The organism is Actinotignum sp. usb-actsch-213 (assembly GCF_059085665.1).
This window is the reverse complement of the sequence record NZ_JBHNSQ010000008.1, coordinates 1-9,620: the sequence shown is the minus strand read 5'-3', so window position 1 is coordinate 9,620 and position 9,620 is coordinate 1. Positions and strand designations below refer to the sequence as shown.

The window sequence follows — 9,620 nt, the reverse complement described above, 5'->3', positions numbered from 1 at the left end:
TTCTATCCCCGAGGTACCCCGAGCCAGCTGGCAGCGCCGTCGAGCTTTAATGCGTGAAGCGGCCCGGGAGAATTCCCGGACCGCTTCATTTACGAGTGCCTCAAAACGAGCGTGCGCCGTGAAACAAAGACACCACGCACCTCAGGAGGACTAGGCGGACGCCGCAGCACCTTCTTCCGAGCTACTTTCCCGACCCTCGTTACCTTCGGCCAGGATCTCATCGAGGAGTTCACCGGCTTCTTCTTCACTCAATTCGCGGGCGAGGGCAATTTCCGAGCAGAGGATCTGGCGGGCGCGCTGGAGCATCCGCTTCTCCCCCGCCGAGAGGTGGCGATCAGTATCCCGGCGCGTGAGGTCACGCACCACTTCGGCTACCTTATTGACATCCCCCGAGGTGAGCTTTTCGGTATTCGCCTTGAAACGCCGGCTCCAATTAGAAGGTTCTTCCACATCCTGTTCGCGCAGAACCCTAAACACCACTTCAAGCTGATCTTCGTTGGAGACATCACGGACCCCAACTTCCTCGATGGATTCGGCCGGAACCTGAATGACCATATCGCCCTGCATGACGTTAAGCGTGAGGTAGGTGCGCTTTTCACCCCTGATAATCTTGTCCGAAATATCAGTAATTTCCGCTGCCCCGTGATGCGGGTAAATAACGGTTTCTCCGACCTTGAACGGCATTGAATCAGAACCCTTTCTCCGCTGCGCGTTCGCGCAATATGCGCATATCCGATAGACATTTTACCATTGACGGTGTAGTCTCTGATCTTTTTTGCGCTGCAAGCCACAAAGGGCTGCGGTGTGGGCCACAAGTTCGCAGGCACGCGGGCTGTATGTTTGCAGGCGGCAGCCTCACGCTCACCGGCACGCGGGCACCCGCCCGCGCTCACGCCCCGGCTGCGACTACTCCGAGACCAGCTTGTAGCCGAGCCCACGCACCGTGACCAGCGCGGTGGGAGCGGAAGGATCCACCTCAATCTTCGAGCGAATTCGCTTGACGTGCACATCCAGGGTCTTAGTATCACCCATATAGTCCAGGCCCCAAATACGGTCAAGAATCTGGGGGCGGGTGAGCACCCGGTCCGGATTACGCAAGAAAAGTTCAAGCAGCTCGAATTCCCGCAGCGGCATGCTGATAAGTTCCCCGCCCACGTAAACTTCGTGCTTATCGGTATCCATTTCTACCCGGCCCACGCGCAATACGTCTTCGTCTACATCATCTGCGGCCCCGGTGCTCGCCCGGCGCAGCACCGCCCGCACTCGCGCCACCAGTTCCCGATAGGAATAGGGCTTGGTGACGTAGTCATCCGCTCCAACTTCCAAGCCGACCACCTTGTCGATTTCAGAATCCTTGGCGGTGAGCATAATGATGGGCACATCCGAGGTAGCCCGAATCCGGCGGCACACTTCCTCGCCGGACATGCCCGGGAGCATGAGGTCAAGAAGCACCACATCGGGGCGCGCCACCTGGAATTGTTCGAGGGCCGCGGCGCCATCCGCGGCAGTCACCACCTCGTAACCGTCCCGGCCCAGGTTGAATGCGAGGGTGTCACGGTACGTCGGTTCGTCATCAACAACAAGGATCGTGGTCATGGTGTTTCGTTACTTCCTCTCCGAATGCTCAAGCGCATTAGTTTCAGGACTGGGAGCTGCCTCAGGAATATAGGGTTCGGGCAGGCAGATGGTGAAGGTGGAGCCCTGGCCTACCTTGCTCCATAATTTGATGCGCCCGCCATGGTCTTGAACCACGTGCTTGACGATCGCAAGGCCAATCCCGGAGCCCCCGGAATTGCGGTCCCGGGCGGCATCCCCTCGGTAAAATCGCTCAAAAATACGTTCGCGTTGCGCCGCGTCAATTCCCTCGCCTTGGTCGACGACGGAAATAAGCACCTGCCCATCCGCCAGCGATGTTGCTACTGAGACCCGCCCGTGCGGCCGGGTATAGCGCACCGCATTATCCAGAAGATTACGGATCGCGGTGGCGAGCATGCGTCTATCTCCATAGACTGTGAGCCCAGGCTGCCCGCCGCTCACAATTTTCACCCCGCGATTAGCAGCTTCCACATCCATCCGGGCAACCGATTCGGCCACTACCGCATCCACATCCACAAGTTCCGTGGTGGTCAAGGCATTACCTTCTTGGAGGCGTGAAAGCTCGATAATGTCCTGCACCAGGCCGCGCAAGCGCACCACTTCGGTATCCAGCTGGGCGGTGAAATGCCGGACCGCTTGCGGATCATCCGCCGCGCTGTCCAGAGTTTCCACCAGCAAAGAAATCGCCCCCACCGGGGTTTTCAGCTCGTGGGATACATTGGCCACGAAATCCCGCCGGGTTTCTTCCAGTTTGAGCTTCTCGGTATTGTCCTCGAAAAGCACGAGCACCCGCCCGCCGGAAAGCGGCGCAGCATAGACCATCAAACGGGTATCGCTCTGGTTTTTGAGCGTGGACCGTTTAATGGAGAGCGGGCGGGAGAGCACTTCACCGGTATCGCGCACCCGTGCCACCAGTTGGATGAACTCAGGGCGCACCAGGCGATCATCACGCACCAGCCCGAAACTATAGGCCTGGGTGGAGGCACGTTCCACCACGTCAAGCGCGGATACAAGCACGAAGAATTGCGGAATCGCCTCGAGGACTTTCACGGCGTCCTCCACCGGCTCTACCGTTGCGGTCACCCGCAATGGGCGCAGCGAGCGCTGCGAATAGGCAAAAGCCAGGGAGGCGATAATGCCCACGGCGATCCCCCCGCAGACCGCGGCAAGCACAGCGATTCCTTCAACCATGGTTCCAGACTAGCCTGTTCCAGCTCGGCCTGGCACGCTCGGCAGCCCCGAAAGCCCGCTATTTACCTACTGTTTACGCAATATGCCGCTAGTGTTAACCCCGTACTGCTGAAATAAAACCTGTGGTGCGCCGCCGTGCGCTACGAACGCGCCCGCGGGCGCACAGAAATGAGGAGCTTTAATGCGTCAAGAATTCCGCAACGAAATGAAGACGCTCGAGGAAACGCTTGCCAAGCAGGCTCGCAGCGCCGCTCGGGCGATGGAACACGCCGCAGATTCGCTGCGGAACGCCAATCTGGCCCTGGCGGAATCGGTGATTGATGCCGATGCAAATATTGATGAGCTGCAGCGTCAGATTGAAGATATGGCGATTTCGCTGCTGGCGCGGCAGGCGCCGGTTGCCTCGGATTTGCGGACCGTGGTGACCGCGATGCGCATCGCCATTACTCTGGAGCGCATGGGCGACCTGGCCCGCCACGTTGCCTATATTGCGCGCGGGCGTTTCCCCGAACGCGTGGTGGGCGGCCCCGGCTATGACCTACTCGTACGCATGGCCGACGAGGCCGTGCGGGTGGGTCGCCAGGTGGAAGAACTCGTGCGCAAGCAGGATCTTGCTATCGCCGATGAAATTGACGAACGTGATGAGGTTCTTGACGACCTGCACCGCCAGTCTTTCCAGCTGGTCCTCGATGAGGATAACGGCATGAGCCACCAGGAAATCGTGGACGTAGTATTGCTGGGCCGTTTCCTGGAACGCTACGGGGATCACGGGGTCACGGTTGCCCGCCGCATGCACTTCCTCATCACCGGCTTGCGTGTGGATGTGGAGTCCACCCCGGGTACCGAAGAAGAAATGCTCGGCGGGGACTTCCCCGAAGGTTTCTCCGTGGGAGATATGGAAGACTAATCGGCGCTTGCCGTCGTTCGGGCCTGTACTACACGCGGTCTTTTACGCGTGCGGTGCGGGCCCGCACTAGTTTCCCGCGCACCGGAACACTCAACCACACGAGGGCGAAAAGCGCCGTCGTCACTAAAACAATGGCTGCACCCGCAGGAATATCCGCCGCCCAGGAGAGCCACACCCCCACGAAAGCGCTCGCGCACCCGAGGATTGGAGCGAGGAGCATCATCGTGCCCACCCGGTCGGTGAGGAGCCGCGCGGTGGCGGCCGGGGTGACGAGCAGCGCCAACACCAAAATATTGCCGATGGATTGCACGGAAATCACCACCGCGAGCGCCACGGTGAGGTAGAGGCACACGTCTACGAGCAGCACCCGGGTGCCGGTGGCGCGCGCGAAATCGCGGTCCACGCTCACGGAGAGCAGCGCCGGGTGGAGCACGGCCAGGAAAAGCAGCACGGCCGCGGCCACGATGGCGGAAGTGAGCACATCGGAACTATCCACGCCGGTGAGGGAACCGAATAGGAAAGATTCGAGGGACCCGGTATAGCCGGGGATGCGCGCGATGAGAGCCACGCCGAACGCGAAAGCCGCGGCCATAAAAATACCGATGATGGAGTCTTCGCGCAGGTTGCGGTTTTGCGAGGCGAGCGCGATAAGAAGGGCGACGACGCCGCCCGCGACCGCTCCGCCCACCAGAATGGAACCCTGGAGCGCGAAAGCGATGACAATGCCGGGGAAAACCGCGTGGGCGAGGGCATCCCCCAGGAAGGACATGCCGCGCAGTACCACGTGCACGCCCACCGCCCCGCACACTACCGCGGAAAGCATGGCAACGAGGAGGGCACGCGGGAGGAAGCCGAGTACCGGATTGGACAGATCGGCCAGGAAATCAAAGAAACTCATGCTTTCACCATTCCGAGGACGCGCAGCAGCGGCGAGGAAGCCCGCACCTGGAACGTTTCCATCCACAGGTCGGCGCGGAGGATATCCGCGGGCGGGCCGGCCGCGATAATTGTGCGGTTGAGAAGGGCCACGCGGGTGGAAATATCAACGGCCTGGGTGAGGTCGTGGGTGGACATAATAATTCCGGCCCCGCCGGCGCGTAGCGAGAGGAAAAGATCGGCCAGGGAATCCTGGGTGGGGTGGTCGAGCCCGGTGAAGGGCTCGTCCAGGAGGAGGATGGCCGGGTCGCGCACGAGTGCGCGCGCGATGAGGATGCGCTGTTGCTGCCCGCCGGACAGCTGCCCGATGGGCCGACGCCGCATCTCGAATAAATCGACCCTATCGAGCGCGGCATATACCTTTTCCCACGCGCTGCGCCCCAGGCGCGCCCGGGCGAGCAGCCCGCGGCGTTCCAGCCCGGTGGCCACCAGTTCCTCCACGCTCATGGGGTAACCCCATTGGGTGGCGCGGGACTGCGGCACGTAGCCGATGGCACGGTGCGGGCGGCCGGGCCGGACCCGCTCCCCGCGCACCTCAACAGTGCCGGCTGCCGGGGTGAGCAGGCCCATGATGCTGCGCATGAGGGTGGTTTTCCCGGCGCCGTTCGGGCCGATGAGGCCAACGAGCTCGCCGGCTTCCACCTCGAGGCTGACATCACGGAGCACCCGCACACCTCCGAGCACAACCGCGAGGTCACGGACCGTTAGCGCTGGCACGATTCCTCCTCTGCCTCGCCATCGCGGGCCTGGGTGCGGGCCGCGAGCGCCGCTTCCTGGTGGCGGCGGCGCGAGGCACGCGCCCCGATAAAGCCAGCGGCAATGAGGAGCACCGCTCCAGCGCAGCCGATAACTACCCAGCGCAGCGGGATTTCCGCCTCGCCGGCGGCCGAGTTCCGGGCGCCATTCGCACCGGTTTGCGCCGTACCGGATTGACCCGCGGCTGATTGCCCGGCCTGCGCATTATCCGCGGCCGAACCGCTAGCTGCCGCGCCGTCGCTGCCGGCCGGCCACTGGGCCGCGCGGGCGTCGTCGGCAGAAGTATTCGCACCCACCGCGAAACGCAAAGTCACGGTTTTCTCCACCTGGGTGCCGTCCGTGAGCTGGGCGGATACCGTGAGGCGCACCAGGTGCACGCCGGGCTGGGTGAAGACCCAATTGGCGTGGGTGTGGGTATTGAGGGAGACGTGCACCGGCTGCGAGGTGGCGACTTCGGAATTCCACAGCAGGGTGGGCCCGGAGAAGTTGCCCGAATCGACAAAGGCGGTGAATTGGCCTTCCCCCGCGTGCCCGCCGTAGGTGAGGGCCACATCGCCATTGACGCGGCTGACCACGCCCGGGTCCTGGGTATTCCAGCCGAGCCACACCACATCGGCGAGCTGCTGCTGCGGGATCACGTAGGCCGGACCGGAGGCGTGAATAAAGGAGTAGGCATCGGTAGCGGGGACCTCCATGCGGGCCGCCTCCCCCACCCGGAAGACCACGTCGTCCACGGAACGCCAGACCGGCACGGCGCCCGAATCATCACGCACCAGGAAATCCCAGCCGGCATCCGTCAGGCGCGGGCCCATATCCACGTGTCCGGAGCTGATCTCCACCGGGGTGCCCACCGGGGCCAGCTGCTCGTCCCCGCTCACCGTTTGGGTGAGGGCCGGGTCAACGGCAGTGCTGGAACCGGGCGCGGTAGGGGCCGGATCCGGATGGGCGAAAGCACGCGCGGGCGCGGCCAGAACCAGCGCGCAGCTGAGCGCAGCAAGGAGTAGCGCGGCGAGAGTGCGCGCGCAAACAGAGCGGAGGGCGCCGGAACGTGCGCTCAGGTGCGCGGTAGAGAATCTAGTCATGAATTGTCCTTCGTGGGTTCGGTAGCGGGAAGCTGAGCGACGGGCGGCGCGGGTTGCGGATCAGGTTGCGGCGCAGCGCCCGGATCCGATCGCTGATCGGGAGTGGTAGGCAGGGGCAGCCGCGGAACCTCATAATCGGGAGACCAGGCCGGCAGCGCGCCCGGATCGAGGCAGCTTTTCAAGGCGCGACCATTGGCGATCATCATGGCTTCGTAGGTGGTGGCAGCGCCGTCGAAAGAATCAGAATAGAGCTGGCAGACCGCCACGCCCGCCGCGCTCGCCACAGCCCGCAGCTCCCCGGCGTGCGAAGCCGTGGTCGGTTCCCCGAAGACAGCGGGAACCCGCAGATCCAGGAGTGTATGGGTGAGATTGGCGAGCTGGCGCGCGGAAGGTTCCAGCGCCGGATTCGGGGTGACGAAACCGACCGTGTCCAGGCCGTAGGCGCGCGCCAAGTAGCCGAAGCCGTCATGCGCGGTCACGAGCTTGCGTTGCCGCGCTGGAATAGAGGCGACGACGCCGCGCAGCCACTCATCCAGGCCCCGCAATCTGGCGATATAAGCTTGCGCATTGGCCGCGTAGATAGGAGCGCCCTGCGGATCCAGGGCGCTAAGTTCAGCGGCAATAGTTTCCACATAGGCGATGGCATTGGAGGCATCCAGCCACAGGTGCGGATCAACATCGCCGTGCACGTGTTCACCCAGCACCGCCTGGGCCAACACCCAGCTGGTATCCCCGGCCCGGCCCAGGAAACGCCAAGCGGGATCGCCAGGAATATGGGTGGCCACGGTATGCGGCACCGCGATAACCGCGCTATCCGGGGAAACCTCGGTAGTGCGGGCCGATTCGATTTCCCCGCGCAGGGTTATGGCACCGCTATCGGCCATGGTGATATCCACGTGACCGGCGTCGATCACCCGGCTACGCCCGGTGGTGGCCGGATCTACCCCGACGGCAAAGACCACAGTCCCCTCCCCGAGGCTGCGGCTCTGGCCCGCTTCCTGGACCTCGGCGCGCATGCGCAATTCATAAATACCGGGGGCGGAAAAAGCCCAGGACATATGGGTATGGGCCTGGGTGGGAAGATCCACGTGCCCGAGTTCCGCGCGCGAAGAATCGATATAAACCTTGGGTTGCCCGAACGTTCCGGTGGTGAAAGCGGCGAGGGTGCCCGGGCCGGTGACCGAGACCGCGCGCAGCGAAACACTGGGAGCCGAAGTGGTGGGGGCGGAAGGGGCGGCGTCGTCGTTCCCCTCCCGTGATTGTGCCGCAACGGGTGCGCCGGCACGGAAACCGAGCCACACGGTACTGAGGGCTGCGTCTTCAACGAGTGCGATGTGGCGTGCGCCGTACGCGACGGCCGCCTCACCCAAACCGACGTTTTTTACGCCGGGGCGCCTGGTAGCATCCATGGTGGCGAGCAGCGCTTGGTCCTCCAGCAGCAATTGGTTGGAGAAGACGATGTCCGCCCGGGCCAGTTCCCGCAAGGACCGTAGTGACGGTTCAAAAGAATGCGGGTCTGCCCCGGGCGGCACGAGGGAAGTCACCTCACCCCGCTCGCCCAGAACATTCTGGGCGAGGTCCGCGAGTATCGGAGTGGAGGCGACAACCCGTGGCGCATCGGAATTCCGATCGCCAGTTTCGGCGCGGGTCCTCACTCCCGCGGCCGAAACACTACCCGTCAGCGCTTCCTGGCTCCCACCGGAAGGGATACCGGCAGGGCAGACCATCGCGAAGATGGACGCGATGGCGGGTAGCAGCTTCATCATGCTCGGACACACACCTCCGGATACGTGAATCCAGGCCGCCGGGCGGCGGCGCTGCGCTCGGCTTTCAGGCCGGGCGCTTCCCAGGCAGCGGCCGAGCCGCTCACAAGCCGTAACGATAACCGTTATCATTACCAGCTCAATGGTAGGGGGTGGGGCGGGGATGGACAAGTCCCGGCCGCGCTGCCGTGACTGAGTTAACAGCAACAGGGCCCCGGTCTGACCGGAGCCCTGCTACCTAGCTTGCCTAGCTCAGCGCTAGCAGCTGCAAATTACGTGCGCATGACGCGAATTACTTGCCCTGGTTGGCAACTTCCGCGATCTTCTTCTGCGCTTCGGGATCGAGGTAGGTGCCACCCTTCTTCACGGGCTTGAGGGTTTCCTCATCAAGCTCGTAGACCAGCGGAATGCCGGTGGGGATGTTCACGCCCACGATGTCATCATCGGAGATGTCATCAAGGTACTTGACGATGCCGCGCAGCGAATTGCCGTGCGCCGCGATCATGACGGTCTTGCCGGTCTTGATAGCGGGGACGATATCGGATTCCCAGTAGGGCAGCGCGCGCGCCAGCACATCCTTGAGGCATTCCGAGCGCGGGATCGGCTCACCGGCGTAGCGGGGATCCTGATCCTGCGACCATTCCGAACCGAGCTCAATGGCCGGCGGCGGAACATCGTAGGAGCGGCGCCACTGCATGAACTGCTCTTCGCCGTATTCGTCGCGGATTTCCTTCTTGTTCTTGCCCTGCAGCGCACCGTAGTGGCGTTCGTTGAGGTGCCAGGAACGCTGCACCGGAATCCAGTGGCGATCGCATTCATCCAGGGCAATATTCGCCGTGGTGATCGCGCGCCGGAGCAGCGAAGTAAAGAGGAGGTCGGGGAGGATGTTGTTCTCCTTGAGGAGCTTGCCGCCGTGAGCGGCTTCCGCGCGCCCCTTTTCCGAGAGCGGCACATCAACCCAACCGGTGAACAGGTTCTTTGCGTTCCAATCGCTCTCACCGTGGCGGAGCAATACCAGTGTGTAGGTCATATTGTTATTCTTTCATGTCGCGGCGCGGGTTACCACGCCCTTTGCCTAGAACTTAAAGGGGAACGACGACGCCGTGCGCCCGCGCCCGGCATCACTGCCGGCCGCGTGCGCAGGGCTGGGCCACCAGCGGTTTAGCAGCCGATTGACAGCTGCGAAACGGCCACTTAGCAGCCCGGCGCGTTCGATTCCACCGAGCAGGATCCGGGGCCCGAGGAGCTCGGGTCGGAACTGGGGTTATCCGAAGGGGACGAGGAACACGAGGCCAGGGCCAGGGAGCACAGCAGTGCGCCCGCCACAGTCAGTAGTTTCTTCTTCACCTTACCCACTCTACCGATGGAAGCTCGCCACGGGCGAGCCTT

General features: G+C 63.2%; 9 protein-coding genes and 1 pseudogene. 1 reads left to right on the top strand and 9 read right to left on the bottom strand.

Annotated elements, in window-relative coordinates; genetic code table 11:
• Positions 1–150: 150 nt before the first annotated feature.
• The 3 genes from AC5RK6_RS00760 to AC5RK6_RS00750 form a co-directional block, all read right to left on the bottom strand.
• Entirely contained in the window at positions 151–684 is a 534-nt protein-coding gene (locus tag AC5RK6_RS00760; protein WP_016443353.1) for a CarD family transcriptional regulator, read from the bottom strand.
• Between the two features lie 222 nt (positions 685–906).
• A complete protein-coding gene (locus AC5RK6_RS00755) occupies positions 907–1,596 on the bottom strand; it encodes a response regulator transcription factor (RefSeq protein ID WP_320758096.1) in 690 nt (229 codons plus the stop codon).
• Positions 1,597–1,605: 9 nt separating this feature from the next.
• Positions 1,606–2,787 (bottom strand): sensor histidine kinase, encoded by a 1,182-nt coding sequence (locus tag AC5RK6_RS00750; RefSeq protein ID WP_320758095.1) that lies wholly within the window; start codon positions 2,785–2,787, stop codon positions 1,606–1,608.
• A gap of 181 nt (positions 2,788–2,968) precedes the next feature.
• Here AC5RK6_RS00750 and phoU point away from each other — a divergent pair, with 181 nt between their 5' ends.
• Positions 2,969–3,694 carry a phosphate signaling complex protein PhoU gene (phoU, locus tag AC5RK6_RS00745; RefSeq protein WP_320758094.1) on the top strand — a complete coding sequence of 242 codons (726 nt, stop codon included), beginning with the start codon at positions 2,969–2,971 and terminating at the stop codon, positions 3,692–3,694.
• A 28-nt stretch (positions 3,695–3,722) separates the two neighbouring features.
• On the opposite strand, the gene AC5RK6_RS00740 is transcribed toward phoU, so the two are convergent.
• The 6 genes and pseudogenes from AC5RK6_RS00740 to AC5RK6_RS00715 all read right to left on the bottom strand — a co-directional run.
• Positions 3,723–4,592: an anchored repeat-type ABC transporter permease subunit gene (locus AC5RK6_RS00740; RefSeq protein ID WP_320758093.1), complete on the bottom strand. Its 870-nt coding sequence runs from the start codon at positions 4,590–4,592 to the stop codon at positions 3,723–3,725.
• Positions 4,589–5,347 (bottom strand): anchored repeat-type ABC transporter ATP-binding subunit, encoded by a 759-nt coding sequence (locus AC5RK6_RS00735; RefSeq protein ID WP_320758092.1) that lies wholly within the window; start codon positions 5,345–5,347, stop codon positions 4,589–4,591. Before AC5RK6_RS00735 ends, AC5RK6_RS00740 begins: the two co-directional genes overlap by 4 nt.
• Positions 5,335–6,468 carry a choice-of-anchor M domain-containing protein gene (locus AC5RK6_RS00730; RefSeq protein ID WP_320758091.1) on the bottom strand — a complete coding sequence of 378 codons (1,134 nt, stop codon included), beginning with the start codon at positions 6,466–6,468 and terminating at the stop codon, positions 5,335–5,337. Before AC5RK6_RS00730 ends, AC5RK6_RS00735 begins: the two co-directional genes overlap by 13 nt.
• Positions 6,465–8,234: an anchored repeat ABC transporter, substrate-binding protein gene (locus AC5RK6_RS00725; protein WP_435731006.1), complete on the bottom strand. Its 1,770-nt coding sequence runs from the start codon at positions 8,232–8,234 to the stop codon at positions 6,465–6,467. The genes AC5RK6_RS00730 and AC5RK6_RS00725 overlap by 4 nt, the downstream gene beginning before the upstream one ends.
• Positions 8,235–8,523: 289 nt before the next feature.
• Complete coding sequence (locus AC5RK6_RS00720) at positions 8,524–9,261, bottom strand: phosphoglyceromutase (protein WP_016443345.1); 738 nt, start codon at positions 9,259–9,261, stop codon at positions 8,524–8,526.
• Positions 9,262–9,425: 164 nt separating this feature from the next.
• Positions 9,426–9,620: pseudogene (locus AC5RK6_RS00715) on the bottom strand (hypothetical protein); the annotation flags it as partial.

Coding starts and splice junctions, on each gene's coding strand:
- AC5RK6_RS00740 (WP_320758093.1), bottom strand. CDS start 4,592: ATGAGTTTCTTTGATTTCCTGGCCGATCTGTCCAATCCGGTACTCGGC.
- phoU (WP_320758094.1), top strand. CDS start 2,969: ATGCGTCAAGAATTCCGCAACGAAATGAAGACGCTCGAGGAAACGCTT.
- AC5RK6_RS00730 (WP_320758091.1), bottom strand. CDS start 6,468: ATGACTAGATTCTCTACCGCGCACCTGAGCGCACGTTCCGGCGCCCTC.
- AC5RK6_RS00725 (WP_435731006.1), bottom strand. CDS start 8,234: ATGATGAAGCTGCTACCCGCCATCGCGTCCATCTTCGCGATGGTCTGC.
- AC5RK6_RS00720 (WP_016443345.1), bottom strand. CDS start 9,261: ATGACCTACACACTGGTATTGCTCCGCCACGGTGAGAGCGATTGGAAC.
- AC5RK6_RS00750 (WP_320758095.1), bottom strand. CDS start 2,787: ATGGTTGAAGGAATCGCTGTGCTTGCCGCGGTCTGCGGGGGGATCGCC.
- AC5RK6_RS00755 (WP_320758096.1), bottom strand. CDS start 1,596: ATGACCACGATCCTTGTTGTTGATGACGAACCGACGTACCGTGACACC.
- AC5RK6_RS00760 (WP_016443353.1), bottom strand. CDS start 684: ATGCCGTTCAAGGTCGGAGAAACCGTTATTTACCCGCATCACGGGGCA.